The sequence below is a fragment of the Anditalea andensis genome (assembly GCF_000714815.1).
In the GTDB taxonomy this organism is placed as follows: Bacteria; Bacteroidota; Bacteroidia; order Cytophagales; family Cyclobacteriaceae; genus Anditalea; species Anditalea andensis.
This window is the reverse complement of record NZ_JMIH01000021.1, coordinates 141653-161421: the sequence shown is the minus strand read 5'-3', so window position 1 is coordinate 161421 and position 19769 is coordinate 141653. Positions and strand designations below refer to the sequence as shown.

Annotated in this window: 20 protein-coding genes; 11 read left to right on the top strand and 9 right to left on the bottom strand. The window is 37.8% G+C overall.

Features of this window, described 5'->3' with window-relative positions; genetic code table 11:
- The first annotated feature begins 14 nt into the window (after positions 1-14).
- From EL17_RS12590 to EL17_RS12580, 3 genes are all read left to right on the top strand, one after another.
- Positions 15-902 (top strand): LysR substrate-binding domain-containing protein, encoded by an 888-nt coding sequence (locus EL17_RS12590; RefSeq protein WP_035074464.1) that lies wholly within the window; start codon positions 15-17, stop codon positions 900-902.
- A gap of 93 nt (positions 903-995) precedes the next feature.
- Complete coding sequence (locus tag EL17_RS12585) at positions 996-2786, top strand: ABC transporter ATP-binding protein (RefSeq protein WP_035074462.1); 1791 nt, start codon at positions 996-998, stop codon at positions 2784-2786.
- A 114-nt stretch (positions 2787-2900) separates the two neighbouring features.
- Positions 2901-4223 (top strand): amidohydrolase, encoded by a 1323-nt coding sequence (locus EL17_RS12580; protein ID WP_035074460.1) that lies wholly within the window; start codon positions 2901-2903, stop codon positions 4221-4223.
- A 124-nt stretch (positions 4224-4347) separates the two neighbouring features.
- Here EL17_RS12580 and EL17_RS12575 read toward each other — a convergent pair whose 3' ends face one another.
- The 9 genes from EL17_RS12575 to EL17_RS12535 all read right to left on the bottom strand — a co-directional run bounded on the left by EL17_RS12575 (position 4348) and on the right by EL17_RS12535 (position 12235).
- Entirely contained in the window at positions 4348-5901 is a 1554-nt protein-coding gene (locus EL17_RS12575; RefSeq protein WP_035074458.1) for an AbgT family transporter, read from the bottom strand.
- A 123-nt stretch (positions 5902-6024) separates the two neighbouring features.
- A complete protein-coding gene (locus tag EL17_RS12570) occupies positions 6025-6792 on the bottom strand; it encodes a LytR/AlgR family response regulator transcription factor (protein WP_035074456.1) in 768 nt (255 codons plus the stop codon).
- 93 nt (positions 6793-6885) lie between these two features.
- A complete protein-coding gene (nadC, locus tag EL17_RS12565) occupies positions 6886-7743 on the bottom strand; it encodes a carboxylating nicotinate-nucleotide diphosphorylase (protein ID WP_035074454.1) in 858 nt (285 codons plus the stop codon).
- A gap of 17 nt (positions 7744-7760) precedes the next feature.
- Positions 7761-8225, bottom strand: coding sequence for a PaaI family thioesterase (locus EL17_RS12560; RefSeq protein ID WP_035074452.1), 465 nt, complete (start codon positions 8223-8225; stop codon positions 7761-7763).
- Entirely contained in the window at positions 8186-8650 is a 465-nt protein-coding gene (locus EL17_RS12555) for a hypothetical protein (protein ID WP_051719984.1), read from the bottom strand. Before EL17_RS12555 ends, EL17_RS12560 begins: the two co-directional genes overlap by 40 nt.
- Entirely contained in the window at positions 8647-9252 is a 606-nt protein-coding gene (locus EL17_RS12550) for a hypothetical protein (protein ID WP_035074450.1), read from the bottom strand. The genes EL17_RS12555 and EL17_RS12550 overlap by 4 nt, the downstream gene beginning before the upstream one ends.
- Positions 9236-10672, bottom strand: a complete 1437-nt coding sequence (locus EL17_RS12545; protein ID WP_035074448.1) for a pyridoxal phosphate-dependent decarboxylase family protein — start codon at positions 10670-10672, stop codon at positions 9236-9238. Before EL17_RS12545 ends, EL17_RS12550 begins: the two co-directional genes overlap by 17 nt.
- A gap of 26 nt (positions 10673-10698) precedes the next feature.
- Positions 10699-11457 (bottom strand): SDR family NAD(P)-dependent oxidoreductase, encoded by a 759-nt coding sequence (locus EL17_RS12540; RefSeq protein ID WP_035074446.1) that lies wholly within the window; start codon positions 11455-11457, stop codon positions 10699-10701.
- Positions 11458-11542: 85 nt separating this feature from the next.
- Positions 11543-12235 (bottom strand): ComF family protein, encoded by a 693-nt coding sequence (locus tag EL17_RS12535; RefSeq protein ID WP_035074444.1) that lies wholly within the window; start codon positions 12233-12235, stop codon positions 11543-11545.
- Positions 12236-12314: 79 nt separating this feature from the next.
- On the opposite strand from EL17_RS12535, the gene EL17_RS12530 reads away from it, so the two are divergent.
- The 8 genes from EL17_RS12530 (at position 12315) to EL17_RS12495 (ending at position 19340) form a co-directional block, all read left to right on the top strand.
- The gene (locus tag EL17_RS12530; protein WP_035074442.1) at positions 12315-12662 is read left to right on the top strand and encodes a carboxymuconolactone decarboxylase family protein; all 348 of its coding nucleotides are present in this window, start codon (positions 12315-12317) and stop codon (positions 12660-12662) included.
- Position 12663: 1 nt separating this feature from the next.
- Positions 12664-13029 (top strand): hypothetical protein, encoded by a 366-nt coding sequence (locus EL17_RS12525; RefSeq protein WP_035074440.1) that lies wholly within the window; start codon positions 12664-12666, stop codon positions 13027-13029.
- 92 nt (positions 13030-13121) lie between these two features.
- Complete coding sequence (locus EL17_RS12520; RefSeq protein ID WP_035074437.1) at positions 13122-13886, top strand: exodeoxyribonuclease III; 765 nt, start codon at positions 13122-13124, stop codon at positions 13884-13886.
- A 39-nt stretch (positions 13887-13925) separates the two neighbouring features.
- Positions 13926-14327: an ATP-binding protein gene (locus EL17_RS12515; RefSeq protein WP_035074435.1), complete on the top strand. Its 402-nt coding sequence runs from the start codon at positions 13926-13928 to the stop codon at positions 14325-14327.
- A 5-nt stretch (positions 14328-14332) separates the two neighbouring features.
- Positions 14333-14758, top strand: coding sequence for an rRNA maturation RNase YbeY (gene ybeY, locus EL17_RS12510; protein ID WP_035074433.1), 426 nt, complete (start codon positions 14333-14335; stop codon positions 14756-14758).
- A 101-nt stretch (positions 14759-14859) separates the two neighbouring features.
- Entirely contained in the window at positions 14860-16725 is a 1866-nt protein-coding gene (gene mnmG / locus EL17_RS12505) for a tRNA uridine-5-carboxymethylaminomethyl(34) synthesis enzyme MnmG (protein ID WP_035074432.1), read from the top strand.
- Positions 16726-16965: 240 nt separating this feature from the next.
- Complete coding sequence (locus EL17_RS12500; RefSeq protein WP_316932663.1) at positions 16966-17616, top strand: class I SAM-dependent methyltransferase; 651 nt, start codon at positions 16966-16968, stop codon at positions 17614-17616.
- On the top strand, positions 17613-19340 hold the full coding sequence (locus EL17_RS12495) for an Ig-like domain-containing domain (protein WP_240485989.1): 1728 nt from the start codon (positions 17613-17615) through the stop codon (positions 19338-19340). The genes EL17_RS12500 and EL17_RS12495 overlap by 4 nt, the downstream gene beginning before the upstream one ends.
- The last annotated feature ends 429 nt before the right edge of the window (positions 19341-19769 follow it).

Genomic DNA, 19769 nt, shown 5'->3' with positions numbered 1-19769 from the left:
TTAAGTTATTTATCATGGATATACGACAACTTAGGTATTTCCTCACACTGGCCGATGAACTACACTTTGGCCGTGCCTCAGAAAAGCTTTTTATCGTACAGCCTGCCCTTACCAAGCAGATACAGGGGTTGGAAAATGAGCTGAATGTCACTTTATTCAAAAGAAATAAGAGAAAAGTAGAACTTACCGGTGCCGGTAGATATTTTCGCGAGGAGGTGAAACAGATAGTAGAAAAACTGGATAGGGTAAAAGCCCAGACCAGGTTGGTCCAAGAAGGAGATAAAGGTGAATTAAGAATAGGATATGTAGGATCTTGCATCCATACATTTTTACCGGATATGCTGATACATCTACATGAGAGGAATCCCCATATTCAAACCTATTTAAACGAAATGACTACATCTTCACAGCGAGTAGCCATAGAAAGCGGGGAGCTGGATATCGCATTTCTTCGCAACCCATTACCACATACTGACCTAGGCCAGCACCTGGTATATAGTGAGCCGTTTTCTCTTATACTACCTCATAATCATTCCATAAATGAAATAAATTTTAAAGGCATAGAACAGTTGAAATATGAAAAATTCATCTTACCGCCCAAAAATGATGGGGAATTATATTACCAATTACAACTGAGTATCTGTGAGCAGGCAGGTTTTTCTCCCCGGATTGCCCATGAAACCGTACATGGCCATACAGTTTTAAATTTGGTGGACCATGGCCTGGGAATTACATTTTTGCCCAGCTCATTTCAAAAGGTAACCACTGCAAAGGTTAAATTTATACCTTTGGAACATATAGCGCAAAAGGCTGAAATTACAGCGGTTTGGAACCTACATAATCCAAATCCGAGCTTGGGGAAGTTTCTTAATGTGGTAAGGAAAATGAATGATCGACCATAGTGCGGAATCATCTGCCCAGTTGAAAAGAAGAATGGTTTAATTTTAGTTGAAAAATAGTACCTTTGCCTACATTAAATAGGCATATCATCACCAATGGCAAAAAAAAGAGGAACGGCGCTGGAAGAAAGTGAAAAAAGAAAACTCAATAAACAAAATATAACCAAATTAGGAGGCATTTTTAGGTTTATCCTCCCTTATAAAGGCAGCTTTGTTCTGGGATTACTATTCCTGCTCTTTTCCAGTCTTACATTATTGACTTTCCCTTTTGTAGCCGGAAAGTTGATTGACATTGCATCAGGGGATTCCTGGATATTGAATGATTTAAATTCTATAGCTTTATTACTGGTTGGTATATTATTTATCCAAAGCTTCTTTTCATTCTTTCGGGTATGGCTGTTTGCCCAGGTAAGTGAACGGTCTATGAGAGATATTAGACTTGCTTTATATGACCGTTTGGTTCATTTGCCCATGTCCTTTTTTGATAAAAGGCGGACCGGAGAACTCATCAGCAGGATAACTTCTGATGTCTCTTTGTTACAAGATACCTTTTCGACCACGCTAGCAGAACTTTTTAGACAACTCATCACACTACTGGCTGGAACTGTTTTTCTGTTTTATACTACACCTCGCCTCACATTATTTATGGTGGCGACCTTTCCGGTTTTGATCTTGATCGCTATGGTATTTGGTAAATTTATTCGAAAATTATCCAAAGCTACTCAGGACGCATTAGCAGCTGCCAATGTGATAGTAGAAGAAACGCTTCAGACTATCATGACAGTAAAATCATTTGCCGGGGAAGATTATGAAACCAAGCGGTACGGTAAAGGTCTAAACAGTGTGGTCAGTGTAGCATTAAAAGCTGCTGGTTACAGAGGAGCTTTTATATCTTTTATCATCTTTGCTTTGTTTGGAGGGATAGTCGCTATCATGTGGTACGGCGCTACACTAGTGGCATCTGGTATGATGAGTATAGGTGATCTTGTTTCATTTGTGCTTTACACGACATTTATTGGTGGTTCTATAGCCGGTTTGGGAGATATTTATGGACAGGTACAGAAAGCCATTGGTTCATCGGAAAGGGTGTTAGAAATTCTGGATGAATTGCCTGAAGAATCATTGGCCGAATATCAGGATGTTAGGATAAAAGGTGAAGTTTCGTTTCAAAATGTGGCCTTCACTTATCCTACCAGAACAGATATCCAGGTTTTAAAAGACATTAATTTTCATGTCCGTCCCGGTGAAAAGGTAGCGCTGGCAGGCCACAGTGGTGCCGGTAAATCTACGATCATTCAGCTGTTACTGAAGTTCTATGGCATACAAGGCGGTCAGATCAAAATAGATGGGGAAAATGTGGATAACTGGAACCTCAAGCAGCTGAGATCCAATATAGGGATAGTTCCACAAGAAGTCTTGTTATTTGGTGGCAGCATCCGGGAAAATATTGGATATGCCAAACCTAATGCTACAGAAGAAGAAATCATATCAGCCGCCAAGAAAGCTAATGCGTGGCAGTTTATCAGCAAGTTTCCGGAAGGCCTTGACACATTGGTGGGTGAAAGGGGTGTAAAACTTTCAGGCGGACAACGGCAACGGGTAGCCATAGCCCGTGCCATCCTAAAAGATCCACGCATCCTTATTCTGGATGAAGCGACAAGTTCATTGGATGCCGAATCTGAAGCGCTGGTACAGGAAGCTATGAATGAGCTTATGAAAAACAGAACAACCATTATTATAGCCCACCGGCTTGCTACCATCAGGAAAGTAGACAGAATCTATGTATTAAAAGATGGAGAAATAGTAGAAGAAGGCAACCATGAGGTCCTATCACATAAAGAGGAGGGATTTTACGCAAATCTGGTGAAGCTGCAATTTGCAGAGTAATTTAAAATATACTGAAATAAGTTACGAAAAGGTAAGGCTTCATACTATAGCTAACCTGGATATTAGTATAGCTTTCAGCAAAACCCGCCATGGAATATAATTTATAAAAACCACATGCCAAATCAACATCTCCTTTTTTCCTTAACCTTATATTTTCTCTTAGTAGGTTTTGCTGCTGCACAAACTAAGGATCAATATATTGACGATATTTACCCGAGTTTGGAGTCGCTTTATAAATCCCTTCACCAAAACCCGGAGCTTTCGCTCCAGGAAAAAGAAACTTCTGCTCGCCTGGCAAAGGAACTGCGGGATTTAGGATTTGAAGTGACAGAAAATATAGGAGGTTATGGTATTGTCGGCCTGCTCCATAATGGGGAAGGTCCGGTGCTTATGATCAGAACAGATATGGATGCACTGCCCCTGGAAGAAAAAACAGGACTGGAATATGCCAGTAAAAAAAAGGGGGTGACTGCGGATGGTAAAGAAACCTACATCATGCAGGCGTGTGGACATGACGTGCACATGAGCGTATTTATAGGAACTGCAAAACTGCTCTCCAAATTTAAAAATCAGTGGCAAGGCACGCTCATCATGATCGGTCAACCTGCAGAGGAAAATGGCTTAGGAGCTTACAATATGCTCAAGGACGGACTCTTTAGCAATTTTCCAATTCCAGACTATGCTATAGCACTCCATGACACTCCTCATCTACCAGCTGGGTCTATTGGCTATAAAGCCGGTGCATTAATGGCTGGTGTGGATATGATGAATGTGACAGTATATGGCGAAGGTGGACATGGAGCCGCTCCTCATATGACCATAGACCCTGTGGTTATGAGTGCACAGATGATACAGGCTTACCAGACTATAGTCAGTAGAAGAATAGCTCCAACTGAGCCTGCTGTGGTGACTGTGGGATCCATACATGGCGGTTCGGTTCATAATATCATACCCGATGAAGTTACCATGCAGCTTACCTTAAGGTATTATGCTCCGGAAATAAGAGAAACACTGATATCCCACATAAAAAAGATCAGTGAAAATATAGCCCGATCAGCAGGTATGCCCGAGGATAAAATGCCTGTATATTGGATCAGAGAACCCTATACACCACCATTAATAAATGATGGTTCACTTACAGATCTAATGCTGAATGTATTTAGAAAAGAATTTTCAGAGGATAGGCTGGTAGAAATAGAAGCCGAAATGATTGGAGAAGACTTTAGCCGCTATGGTATACAGGAAAAACCTATACCTTACTCCATGTTTTTTTTAGGAGCTACCGATCCAGAGGTATTGAGGAAAGCAAAGGAATCTGGTACCGAAATTCCAGGATTACATTCCCCTTTCTTTGCTCCCCAGATGGAACCCACCATTAAGACAGGCGTAAAAGCTATGAGCGCATATGCCATCGAAATATTTAATGAAGAGCGATAAATTAAATTCCTCGTACGAGGAACAAGCCATGCATCAAATCTCAATAAGCTACTTACTACAAAATCAAGGTCAAAAAAAGAAATAGCTTCACTCTTTGACCTTGATTCCTTTAGGTTGGAAATTTTTACCTTACCATCATGTATTCATAGGATGACTGTAATCCCAACGGAATACCGAGTGTCCAATAAATCAATAGGAATATGGTCCACACAATAAGCAATACAGCTGAATAAGGTATCATTACAGAGACTAAAGTGCCTATACCCGTAGATTTCACATAGCGCTGACAAAAAACTACCACCAATGGAAAATACGGTAGGAGAGGAGTGATAATATTGGAGACTGAATCACCTACCCTATAGGCAGCCTGCGTAAGATCCGGCGAAATGCCCAATTGCATCAACATGGGAACAAAGATGGGACTGATCAGCGCCCATTTTGCTGAAGCTGAACCTACCAATAAATTTACAAAGGCAGTCAGGAATACTATGCCAACAATGGTCACCTGTCCTGGCAGATTCATGCTTTGAAGGTAATTAGCACCTTTAAGTGCTGTCATAGCTCCTATATTTGATTTGGCAAAGGCATCGATGAATAGTGCACAGAAAAAAGCCATGACTACATAATGGGACATGCTTCCCATGGATTTGCTCATGGACATGATCACATCCTTCATCTCTTTATAATTTCCTGATACGAATCCATAAACCAATCCTGGCAACCAAAACAATAAAAATATTAATGGTACAATCGAACGCATCAGTGGTGCTCCTAAAGAAGTAATTTCTCCCCCTGGATCTCTCAATGCAGAATCCGTAGGATAAGACCAAAAGAACAGGGCTAGCATTCCAGTGACCATCACTGCAGTAGCCACCCAAAATGCCTTTTTCTCCTTTGGGCCTATATCTTCCATTTTAGGTGCATCTACAAGGTCTTCATCTACTTTGGCAGTCTTACTAAGACGGGGTTCTATCACCCTATCGGTTAGATACCAGGCTACAGCTACTACTACCATGCTGGACATACTGGTAAAATACCAGTTATTGAGCGGGTTCAGATTTACCGTGGGATCAATGATCTGCGCAGCAGACTGGGTAAAACTCTGGATAAGGGGATCTATACCTGATGGTATAAAATTAGCACTAAATCCACCTGATACACCAGCAAATGCCGCTGCTATTCCTGCTAAAGGATGCCTTCCTGCAGCATAGAATATTACACCGCCTAACGGTATAACCAATACATACCCTGCATCGGCAGCCGTATGACTCACTATGGCCACCAGTACCAAGGTAGGTGTGAGGAGCGCTTGAGGTGTAAAACTCAAGAGGTATTTAAGACCTGCATTAATAAATCCTGAATGCTCGGCGACTCCTACTCCCAGCATGGCCACCAAAACCACTCCCAATGGCGGAAAGGTGATGAACACATTTACCATATTGGATAGAAAAGAAGCCAGCTGAGTCCCGGTCAGAAGATTTACGATCTGCAGATCGGTACCGGTCCTCGGGTCTATTTCTCCAAAATCAATAGGGGCCAAAATAGCTGAAAGCACCCAAGTGAACAACATAAGAATTAAAAATAAAATAGCAGGGTCTGGAAGTTTATTGCCAGCCACCTCTATGGCATCCAAAAAGCGGTCAAGAAAAGTTTTCTTTTTAGTATTAATCTTACTCATAGATAATGATTTGGAAAAACCAAATGTAATCAGCAGAGGAGAATAAAAAAAGCTTCAAGGGCTATGCATTAAGATTCTACAGAAAAAATCTGATCATCCACGATCTTATAAAATGATATATACCTATTGATTCACCCATCTTTTAAACTTGGTCACCTTCTCCCTGCTGACGATAATCTCTGCTGGATAATCCACTTTCAATTCTATCTTCAAGCGGCTATTGAGGTATTTTTGAATCTGACCTATGGCATGGACGTTTAATATGATACTTCGATTTATCCTGAAAAATTCTTTAGGATCAATATGCTCGTTTTCCAGATCCATCAGCTTATGATTGATGAGGTATTTTTTCCCAGTCACCATTTCTATGATAAATGTCTGCCCATCTTCGGCCAGAAAAAATGCCACATCATGAGGTTCCTTATAAGAAAACCTGTCCCCAGACCTGACCAAAAACCTGGACTTCTGAGAAGGAATTGATGTAAGCTGTTCATTTGTGGAAGATGAAAGGCGGGGGTTGTCAACTTCTCCGTAAAGTAATTGAAATTTATCAAAACACTTTCTCAGCCTTGCCATATCTGCACTTTCATTGATAAAATCAAGACAATTCAATTGGAGGGCTTTTTCTGTAATAAAGGGCTTAATGGAGGTGAATACTACAGGTATGGTCCGGTCAAATCGATCAAAAATTAAAGGAAAAACATCCGTAAGTTCATAACTTCCTACTACTAAATCCACTTTGTTATCGTCATCTACATACTTCAGTGCATCCTCCCAGGAATTGAATACTTCCATCGTTTTTATGTATGGATGGATATTTTGGAAATGGTGGCTCCATTTATATCCCTCCTCCGGTTTATGGACTATAATACACTGGATAAAGCTGTTCATAAAATCGGTCGGATATAGTATATTTTCTAAGGTGAAATTCAAATTATCGCAATAACCTATATTTTAACAACAATATAGATTATCTAAAAAGACTTACATTGCTTTTAAACTGATATCCATGCTTTTAACATGATGGGTCAAAGCACCGACAGAAATAAAATCAACTCCGCATTCTGCTATGTCTTTTATTGTTTCCTCCGTAATCCCACCAGAAGCTTCCGTTAGAAATTTTCCATCGATAAGGGCTACAGCTTCCCGTATGGTATCACAGTCCATATTATCCAGCATCACAAAATCCACTCCTCCCGTTTCTATCACAAGTCTTACTTCCTCCAGGTTCCGGGTCTCTACTTCTATCTTGAGATCGAGGTGTTTTCTTTTAAGATAACTTTGGGTAGCTTTAATAGCTTCAGATATACCACCGGCAAAATCTACATGGTTATCCTTTAGCATGATCATATCATAAAGAGCAAAACGGTGATTTTCGCCCCCTCCTATAGAAACAGCCCATTTTTCAAGCATTCTAAAATTAGGGGTAGTCTTTCTGGTATCCAGCAGTTTTGTTTTAGTGTGACTGATAATAGAAGCTAAACGATGTGTTTTAGTGGCAATGGCACTCATCCGCTGCATACAGTTAAGCACCAGTCTCTCGGTAGTTAAAATAGAAGCTGCAAGACCATTTACGATAAGCCCAATATCCCCCTTCTTTACCAAATCCCCGTCCTTCAAAAGCATTTCAACCTCGAGCTCCGGGTCATAATATTGAAAAATATGCTTGGCCAGTTCTAAGCCAGCTATGATTCCGTCCTCTTTAATTAATAGCTTCGCTGATCCTTTTGTCCCGTTGGGCAAAGCTGCCAAGGTAGAATGATCTCCCGTACCAACATCTTCCAATAGGGCTGACTCGATAAATTTGCGAAGATTATCCTGGGTTAAATATAAATTTTTCACACTTTAAAATTAACATTTTATTGGGAAGAACTGCTCTCCAAATCAGAAATCCTCACCTTAGTCACAATGAGGTTACTGCTGGCTTTAGCAATTATTTTGCCATCAGCATTTAATATTTCAGCTTTCCAATGATTTACATTCCTACCCTGTCTCACGAGTTCTGCTTTTACCTTTAACCGTTCACCTATTTTCGCAGATGATAGAAAGTCGACATTGAGGTTAATACTCGTCATCAAAAATTCATTACCCGTAATGTAATTAGCCGCACCAATTACATCATCAAGCATCAATGATGCTATACCTCCATGGAGTATATGGCCGGGATTGCACATTTCTTCCCTTACTTCATATTCCATCACCATACTCCCGTATTCGGCTGCCAAGAGAATGCCTCCCAGCCAATTTCCAGCCTTAGAAGGAGATTTATCTATTTTGTGGCCTATTAATTTTTGGTAAGTTCTGAGAAATATATTGTCTTCCATAAATGTATACTGATGAGATTAATGGTGTTAAATATATCGTAAATATTCTTGGGAACAAACGGACTGAGTGTTATGCAAAACTTACCGTTCTTATCCTGCTCCACGATGAGATTATGGTTCTTCTTTAGCGCTAAAATCTCCTCTGGAAAGAAAATGGCTGAACTGCCATTTAAGTGGGGGGTTTTTACCCCAAACTGCTTTTTTATAGCACCGTATATATTCTTTTTTGCTTTATCTAAATACCCTTTTTCTATCAGTGTTAATTTAGACGTCTGAAGTAGATTGGGTTTGAATTCATGAATTAATGTGATGCCGGCTTTGACAAAGCTGTATCGAACCACTTTATCCACCGTTTTTGTACATGGCAGGTTTGTTTTTACCCTGCAGAAATTCCATAAATTATCTATTCTCTTCAGTTCCATCATTTATTCATATCATCTCTTGCAGTAAGCCGATAATAATCAAAAGCAGTAATCCTAAAAGCATCCCTTTCTCTCCCTTCAGACAGTATCGGATGCCGTTTCCCCGCTATTTCTGTAGTAAAAGAGGCATTACTTAATAGCAATGGATAGAGGTCTTCGACAAAACCGTAATGGTCATACCGATCACCACTTCGAAAATCAAGCTCTCCATCCACTTCTTTATTTTCAGAAATCCACTTGATTTTAATGATTGTCTCATTATCAAATACAGCGGATGGTTCTACATATAAATATGCTTCATCTTTGATCCGATTGATGATGATTGCTATATTAAGTATAGGATCATTTTCAGATTTTACTCTTTTGCCCAAACGATATATATTCATTTTAGCATCTGTCCTACCTTCTACATCATAGTAAGGTTGCCGCACATTTTTAAAATATAACCTGCTAGCATCATCTATAGCCAATAGATTGTTTTCATTACTTGTATTTGGTGATTTATCATTAAAAAATGAAATTAAGATCACAAATAAGATAGAACTTATTCCAAATATTTTGAACAAGCTCATCATTTCAGGATCTATTTTATTTTTCTTTGACATAAGGTTTAGCGTCCGGAAGTTTATGTAGTAACAGATTCCAAGCTTCTTTGATATGAAAATCTTCTACATCCGTCTGGCCGATCACCCAACGTATAGCAAATTTTCCCTCCAGTTTAGTATGGGTAAAAAATACACGGCCTGATTGGTTGACTAGATTCATCCATTTCTCATTGATATAATTCAGTTCATCTAATGTATAACGAGAGGTAGGGTTATAACGAAAACAGATTGTATTTAAGGGTACAGGAGCTAAAATTTCTATATCATGATGCGCCTCCATTTCCATTATAAGTGTTTTGGCCAATGCCAAATGGTGTCTCAGCTTAGCTCTAATACCAATTAATCCATAAGATCTAAGCACAAACCACAGCTTTAAGGCACGAAATCTCCTGCCGAGCTGTATACCCCAGTCTCTATAATTATTAACTTCAGCATCCATATTGGACTTCAAATATTCCGGTGTAAGACTAAAAGTATTTACAAGAAAATGTGGGTTTTTCAAATACAAAACTGAACAGTCAAAATTGGTAAACATCCACTTATGCGGATTAAACACATAACTATCCGCTGTTTCATGTCCTTCTATCATCCATTGACATTCCGGTAGGAATAAAGCTGTCCCTGCAAAAGCTGCATCTATATGATGCCATATATTATACATTTGACAGATCTCTCCAATTCTTTTAATGGGATCTATTGCAGTCGAACTGGTAGTACCCAGCGCGGAAACAACACACAGTGGCGTAAATCCATTAATTATGTCCTCCTGTATGGCCTTTTCCAAATCAGCCGGTCTCATAGCGTATGTCTTATCTACCGCAATCCGCACTAAATTTGATTGACCTATACCGCTAATTTTCAATGCTTTGTCTATAGAGGAATGTACATGTTCGGAACTATAAACCCTAAATTTTTCTCTCCCGCTATATCCATTTTCATTTATGGAATAGCTACATGCTCTTTCTCTTGCGGCCAATATAGCGCTCAAAGTAGCAGTACTGGCTGTGTCCTGAATGACACCTTTCCACGTGGAACATATACCTTTAGCATCTCTCATCCACTCTAACACCCTCTCTTCCAATTCAGTAGCAGCTGGAGAAGTTATCCATGACATACACTGTGCTCCTAAAGTGGCTGTGAGCATTTCGGCCAGTATAGATGGTTCGGAATTATTGGCCGGAAAATATCCGAAAAATGAAGGATGCTGCCAATGGGTCATCCCTGGAAGTATAATATCTTTAAAATCTTTAAATATAGCATCATAATCTTCCCCTTCTTCAGGAGCCATCTCTGGAATTTGATGATAGATTTCCCCAGGATTAATTTTCGGACTAACATGGAAACTATCTTTAGTTTCTAGATAATCAGCCATCCAATCGACCATCTGGTGGGCCTGTTTTCGGAATTCTTTTTTGTCCATTCTTGCTTCAAACTAAAAGTAATACATTAATGAACATACGAGGCAGCATTAATGTCTATCGTACATCCTGTCGCATGATCAGCCATACCCGAACAAAGTAGCGTAACCATTGGTGCTATATCTTTTGGTTCGGTAAGTTGATTTAAAGCTATATCATTTAAGGCATATGCTTCTCCATATTGGTCCATGAATTCCTGGGCCATATCTGTTCTGGTAAAGCCTGGAGCTATAATAAATGCTTTAATTCCTTCTTTTCCATAATAGCGTGCTATGGAACGGGTATAACTTACGATGGCTGCCTTGGAAGCAGCATACGCCAAATAATCTGGTGTATCCCCCCTAAAAGCTGCTCGTGATGAAATATTTATAATTCTACCTTCTCTATTTACTTTGGCATGCTCAATAAACTCCTTACAAATGATAGCCATTGAATTGATATTTATATCCATTGTCTTTTGCCAAACATCAGTCCACTCATTAATATCAGAATCATCTGCTATAGATATGGCTATCCCCGCATTATTGACTATTCCATTTATTTGTCCATACTCTTTGATCATGCTAGGTATCCAACCTTTTACCATCTCTGGCGATGCAAGATCACACTGTACCAGATGGGTGGTATTGGTTAGACCTCTTTGAACGCTTTCGGCATTACCCTTATTATTATTATAATGGATCAACACTTCCGCTCCAGAATGGGAAAGCTGTTCAGCTATGCTCCTTCCTATCCCTCTGGAAGCTCCAGTAACTAATATTCTTTTTCCTTTAAGGTCTATCAGCATTATTTTAGTATTTATTAATGGAGCAATTTAATAAGGTTATAGTTAATCTACCTATTTTTTTAGCTCCAAATATTAACGAATATGCCTATCTCCCTGCAGCAATAACCGCTAAATCAACAGAACTTACGGATGATTGTAGCAATACATTAGCACAAGCAGCTAAAGTCGCACCTGTAGTCATAACATCATCTACTAGAAGAATTTTCTTATTCATTATAGTATGGTTTTCTACCAGGGTAAATACTTCACTAACATTCTCCCATCTTTGAAGCCTGGATTTCCTGGTCTGGGTTTCAGTATACCTTATTCTTTTAAGCTCATGGTTTACTGGAACATTGAGCGCAAGAGAAAGCCCGGCAGCAAACCGCTCACTCTGATTATAACCTCTTCTTTTTAGTTTAATAGGATGAAGTGGCACCGGTATGATTTGGTCCCAATCTATATTAAAACCACTTTCTTTAAGTCTATAGCCATATATTTTGCCAAGTTCTACACCCAATTCAGGTTTATTTTTATATTTTAAATGATGTAATAATTTCTTACTCAACCCTCCTTTGGTAAATCTTAATAAAGAAATAGCTTTTCTAACATCAGTAAGTCCCATAAGTTTAACGGTCAGGTCGTTATTTTCAGCCATAAGGTGATATGATGTGACCGGAAGATTGGCTATGCAATGCTTACAGATCAGTTTTTCAAAACGAAAAAGACTTTTTTTACATCCACAGCAGGTCTGTGGAAACACCAAAGCCAAAAAATCCTCTAAAAAAGTGAAACGCATATGGAAAAAGCCTTGTTAGTTCTGAATCACAGCGAAATACCTGTTATATTTACCAGTTAAATCTAATCAAAGGAAGTTAATGAATTTAGTTGAAGAATTCAATGAATATAGGGGCAAAATGAATGAAAAAATCATGGCCGCTGATAATAAAGTAATCAAACGTTTTTTCAACCTTGATACTAATGCCTATACAGAAGGGGCTATTGATGTCAAAGCGAAGGAAATGATGGGATTATCCTGTTCCATGGTACTGAGGTGCGATGATTGTATCCGTTACCATTTAGGTAAATGCTATGAAGTGGGAATCACTAAGGACCAAATATTTGAGGTATTTTCAATCGCCACCGTTATAGGAGGATCGATAGTCATTCCCCATTTAAGAAGGGCGGTAGAATATTGGGAGGAATTGGAGCAAAAATCAAATTAACATGGTTAAAAAGGACTTTGATCTAGAAAAAAGATGGGGAAAGCTCCTAAACGGACTTTATGATTTGATAGGTAAAAAACCTGCTGATTTAAATGGAGTACTGTTTCTAATTGGTGTTCAGGAACTGGGACAGGGTTTAAAGCCTTTCTCCAAGGAGCAAAAGCAGGATCTTATTCATATTGCCATTTGTAAAGTTTTAAGTCTGGCGGGATTTTATGAACTTGATTTTATAGATCAGGAAGGATGGCCTCATTGGAAACTAGTCAGGGAACTACCTCATTTTGATATGCTGGAACAGGAAAAACTCCTGAAAATACATGTTATAGAATATTTCGAAATAGAATTCGATATAGAAATTAAAAGTTGAACAGTAAAATAAATTAAAATCCATATTGGAGTCCATTTAGGACCCTCTATCGGAAACATATTTTAATTAATAAGATTATAAATCTAAGTACCATGAAATTCGTATCCTATAATGTAAATGGAATAAGGGCTGCATTAAATAAAGGATTTGCCGAATGGCTTATCCAGGTAGATGCAGATATAATTGGTCTGCAGGAGATTAAAGCAAATCCAGATCAAGTTGACCTTACCATTTTTGAGGATATGGGATATCATGTCTATTGGCATCCAGCTGTAAAAAAAGGTTACAGCGGAGTAGCTATACTGAGTAAAATTAAACCTGATCATATAACATATGGTATGGGATTGTCAGTATATGATGATGAAGGGAGAATGATTCGGGCAGACTATGGGGATTATTCCTTTATTAGCGCATATTTCCCCAGTGGTACCATCGGTACGCTAAGACAAGAATTTAAATACAGATTTTTGGATGATGTTTATGGTTTCACGCAGGATTTAATTAAGGTGAGACCTAACTTAATTCTAAGTGGTGACTATAACATATGCCATAAAGCTATAGATATACATAATCCTATTTCAAACAAAAACACATCCGGTTTTTTACCTGACGAAAGAGCCTGGATGGATAAATTTACCGACAGTGGTTTTATTGATACCTTTCGGCACTTCAATGATTCTCCACATCAATATACATGGTGGAGTTATAGGGCAGGTGCCAGACCTAAAAATCTGGGATGGCGGATAGATTATCACATGGTCACACCACCTTTAAAAGATAAACTATCAAGAGCGGTAATTTTAAAGGATGCTATACACTCAGATCATTGTCCAATATTGTTGGAAATTGACAATTAAAATAATGATGATAAAAATTTTAATCTGAACAAAAACTGAATGAAATCTATCAAAATTTCTATACCATCTCTGATTGATAATATTAAAATCGTTGAAAGCTTCATAGATAATGCAAAAGAGAAATTTCATATCAATGATGATATTTATGGAAACATCATGATATCCGTAACAGAATGCGTTAGTAATGCTATTATCCACGGCAATGGTAATAATTCAAAAAAACTGGTGAAGTTAGAATTACGATTTCTTGATGACCAAATAAAGTTTATCATCGAAGATGAAGGAAAAGGATTTGAACATACAGAACTTAAAGATCCCACATCTCCAGAAAACATTTCAAATTATGGAGGAAGAGGGGTTTTTATAATGAAGCATTTAAGTGATGAAGTTAACTTTGAGGACAATGGTAAAAAAACCATTCTAACATTCTACATGAGCTAAAAGGTATGGCGATCATTTTTTTTGCAGAAAAAATCACATTTAATTTACCACATAAAAATACATATAAAAAATGGATTAGATCGGTAGCCCAAATTGATAAGTTTCATGTTCAAGATTTAAACTACATCTTTTGTTCCGATGAATATCTTCATCAAATTAACTTAGAATATTTGGATCACGATACTTATACAGATATAATTACGTTCGATAATTCAGATGAAGAAAAAATTATTGAAGGAGATATTTTTGTTAGTATTGATCGGGTAAAAGAAAATGCTTCGACTAACAATATCCAATTTGACGAAGAACTCAAAAGAGTAATCGCCCATGGATTACTTCACCTAATGGGATACAAGGATAAAACTTCTGATGAAATCATGATCATGCGTAAGATGGAAAATATGAGTATTTCTATTTATCCAAATTCATAAATAGCTAGCGTTAATTCATATGTTCCACGTGGAACATATTAAATAATTAAATTCGTAATTAATACTGTTCCACGTGGAACACTAAAAAAACATTTAAATATATGTTTCAATTATATGATGTAATAGTCGTAGGGGCGGGGCATGCAGGATGCGAAGCAGCACATGCAGCAGCACAGATGGGTTCCAAGGTACTCTTGTGTACTATGAACATGAATACTATTGCTCAGATGTCCTGTAATCCAGCTATGGGTGGAGTGGCAAAAGGTCAAATTGTAAGAGAAATAGATGCATTAGGAGGAATGTCCGGTATCATTACAGATAAATCCATGATACAGTTTAGGATGCTGAACAGGTCTAAAGGTCCTGCCATGTGGTCACCTAGGTCGCAAAATGATCGCATGAGATTCGCTGAAGAATGGAGACTGGCCCTCGAAGCCAATCCAAATGTAGACTTCTGGCAAGAAATGGTTACTGGGCTACTGGTTAAAGATAATCGAATATCAGGAGTTAGGACCGGTATGGGAATAGATATACCGGCAAAATCTGTAGTGCTAACAAACGGTACATTTCTAAATGGAATCATCCATATAGGTGAAAAGAAATTTGGAGGCGGGAGAACTGGTGAGGCTTCATCCAGAGGCATCACAGAACAGCTTATAGAATTGGGTTTTGAAGCAGGAAGAATGAAAACCGGAACACCGCCACGGGTGGATGGCAGGAGCTTGGATTACACAAAGATGGAAATACAGCATGGAGATGATAATCCAGAAAAATTTTCATTCTCTGATGCGACCAGCACGCTAAAAAAACAACATAACTGCTGGATTACCTATACAAATAAAGAAGTACATGAGATTTTAGAAACCGGTTTTGACAGATCTCCTATGTTCAATGGTAGAATACAGGGATTGGGACCTAGGTACTGTCCTTCTATTGAAGATAAAATCAACAGGTTTGCAGAAAGGGATAGGCATCAGATTTTTGTAGAGCCAGAAGGGTGGAATACTGTTGAAATTTATGTAAATGGATTTTCTACATCACTTCCTGAAGATGTGCAATATAAGGCCATCCGCAAAATAGCAGGTTTTGAAAATGCTAAAATGTTTAGGCCAGGTTATGCTATAGAATATGACTATTTCCCACCTACACAATTAAAACTTACACTAGAAACTCAACTTATAGATAACCTTTATTTTGCTGGTCAAATAAATGGAACTACAGGGTATGAAGAAGCGGCATCCCAGGGGTTAATAGCCGGAATGAATGCCCATAATAAAACCCATGAAATAGATCCATTCCTATTAAAAAGATCAGATGCCTATATAGGGGTATTGATAGATGATTTGATTAACAAAGGCACTGAGGAACCCTATAGAATGTTCACTTCCCGAGCAGAATTTAGACTGTTGCTCCGACAGGATAATGCTGATATAAGACTAACAGAATTAGGACATAAAATGGGCTTAGCTTCAGATGATAGGTTGGACCGTATGATGGATAAGAAAAATGAAACTTCATCGTTAATGGAAGCATTAAAGCAGATCAAAGTATCACCTGAAAGCATCAATGAAGATCTGGAAAAGCATCAGACTGCTATTATTAAAGAAAAAATTTCAGTAGATAAATTATTGAAAAGACCTCAATTAGGGTTATCTGACTTGAGAAAAATGGATTTTCCATTGGATACTATGCTAAACAAATATAGCCAAACTGTAATAGAGCAAGCAGAAATATTGATAAAATATGACAGTTACCTAGAAAAAGAACAGGCAATGGTAATTAAATTAAATAGCATGGAAAATTATAAAATCCCTATTGATTTCAATTATTTATCGATACCAGCGCTTTCAGCAGAAGGTAAACAAAAATTGAATAAGGTAAGACCAGAAACCCTGGGACAAGCATCACGTATAAGCGGGGTTACACCAGCAGACCTGTCTATATTGACAGTATATCTTGGAAGATAAATCATGTACGAAAGACTCAGTAAATGCCCATTGTGTAAGAGTGGGCATTTTAATAATTATATGGTAGTAAAGGATCACTCCATTACACAAGAATCATTTACCTTATGTAAATGTAATAACTGCTCCTTTATTTTTACAAATCCAAGACCCGATCAAAAAAATATCGGCAAATATTATCAGTCCGAAAATTACATATCCCATTCCGATAAGAGCAATAATTTCATTGATGTATTATACAAAATGGTACGTAGTTATACACTTGGGCAAAAGGTGGGATGGATGAATGCTTATGTAAAAAATAAAGGACGTCTCTTGGACTATGGATGCGGTACAGGCCATTTTCTGAAAAGGGCAAATAAAAATGGCTGGCAGACCATAGGATTGGAACCCAATAAAGAGGCTGCCGAATTAGCTGTAAAGAATCTTAATCTTAGCATACTCCAATCATTAGATGACCTTAAGCATGAAAATAAATTTGATGCTATTACACTTTTTCACGTTTTGGAACATGTACACGATCTGCATCATACATTAAATATACTTTTACAAAAGCTCAAAAAAAGAGGAACCCTTTTTATAGCAGTACCTAATAATATGTCATTTGATGCAATTCATTTTAAAGAAAAATGGGCTGCATTGGATGTTCCCAGACATCTTTATCATTTCAATCAGGAAACCATGGGCATCCTAGCGGAAGAGTTTAATCTCCGAATTGTAGATGCAGTACCTATGAAATTTGACAGCTACTACGTTTCCATACTCTCCGATAAAATAACAAATAGTGGTAATAACCTATTAAAATCAATTATAAATGGTTATAAATCCAATAATTATGCTAAAAACAACAAAAATAACTATTCCAGTTTGCTTTTCATACTAAGAAAAAAATGAGAGTACCATATAGTATCATAGTATATTTGGGTTGTATTTTATTAGGGGCATGCGCCAGAGAGAGTACCCCTATGGGCGGACCTAAAGATGAAATTCCTCCAGTATTTTTAAGTTCCAATCCAGCTGATCAATCATTAAGGGTGAAACCGGAAGAAATTGTTATGGATTTCAGTGAATTTGTCAAAGTAGAAAATGCCAATAAGCAACTTATCGTCACGCCCAGAATAGATAAACAGGAACTGGAAATAGTGGCTATCAAAAATAGAGTGAGAATAAAGCTTAACCAAGAACTGGAAGACAATACTACTTATGTGTTCAATTTCCAGCAAAGTGTCAAAGATATAACAGAAAACAATCCTGCTGAGAATTTAAAGCTGGTGTTTTCTACTGGTGATGAAATTGATAGTTTGAATTTTAGTGGTAGGGCGCGATTTATGTTTCCTTCCAAAGACAAGACTATTAAAGATGTTTTGGTAGGCTTGTATGAAATCCAGGACACTACAGACATCTTTACTGCGTCACCATATTATATAGCACAGGCAGATACGGCAGGCAGATTTAATATTACCAATATAAAAGCGGGAACCTATAGAGCCTATGCATGGAAAGATATCAATAATTCCCTAAAGGCAGAATCAAAGACAGAACCTTATGCGTATTTTACAGACCCTATCCTGATAGATCAACATATTGAAGATGTACATTTCAATATCTTCCCGGGAGATCTCACATATTTTAGAGTGAACAGGACCAGTCCTTCTGGGACAAATTATGATCTGGTATTAAGTAAACCTCCCGTACAAATAGAAATAGATCATCCGGATATCAATACCGAGCTTTTCTACCGAGTATCAGATAGGACTTTAAGGCTATACCATACAAGGTTAAGGGATGATAGTACCCAGGTCAGATTGAATATAATGGACTCTGTAGGTTTTAGGATAGATACAACTTTATATGCAAGATTTGAAGAAAGTACCAGAAATAAAGAAAAGCTAGATATCACAGCCGATAGTGGAAAGGGTTTTGTCAATAATCTTACCGCAGTCCTTACATTTAATAAACCTTTGTCTGAAGTATACTTTGATTCCCTAATGATACGATATGATACAGCCGGAGTTATACCCATCACCAGACAATATTTAAGCCTCCCAGACAGTACAGACTTTACCAGGCTACAGATTAGCATGCCGATAGCTGATACCCTAAGAGCAGGGACCTATACAGTATATGCAGCTGACTCTACATTCAGAGATGTAGAAGGACTGTACAATGAATCAAGACTGGAAGCCAATTATAAAAAAATTAAAGCAGAAACACTCACTGACGAAATTTCAGGGATAGTAAATACGGATGAACTGCCCATAATTGTACAACTTCTGAATAGGAGAGGAGAGATTGTTAAAGAAGTATATTTAACCACTATAAACAGGTTCTCCCTTACAGATATAGAAGCGGGTGATTACCAACTTAGGGCAATCATAGATAGAAACAGTAACAGAAGGTGGGATCCAGGAAACTTTACGGATAACACCTTACCCGAACCAATCTACTATTACCAGAACCCAACTAATCAATCACGGGATTTTATGCTAAAAGCAGGATGGTCAAACACTGCCCTTAATATAAACCCAATACGGGAAACGGGTTTACCATTACAAGAAAATATACCAGAAATTGAGATAGAAATTCCCGATTTTGTTATCCCTGAAGAAAATAATTGAATTATTTTTTGGGGATAAAGCCTGGTTTCTGTGTTAATAACTGTAGATAACCTATGGATAAAAACATTGTTATACACCGAACTACCACTCAATTTCAAATAATAAAAAGCGCATGAGGATAACTTGATTATTCTGCACCTCTATCCACATTTACAATCACAACACGTACTTAACAATAGTAACAAGTACTACTTGTAAACAAAAAGCAGCTGGAAAGAATTAACTCCTGTAAATGAAACGGTTACATGTTAATAGATTGTTAATAGAAAGTGTATACTGATGTTGAAAAGGTGGAATTGTCTGTTGGTAAATTTATATGAAGTATTTGTCCACAAATCCACACCTTAATAACCTTAATAGTTTTATTTAATTAAATAAAATAATATATATATAGGGGAGTGGACAACTTAGAAAATGGAGCCAATTGTT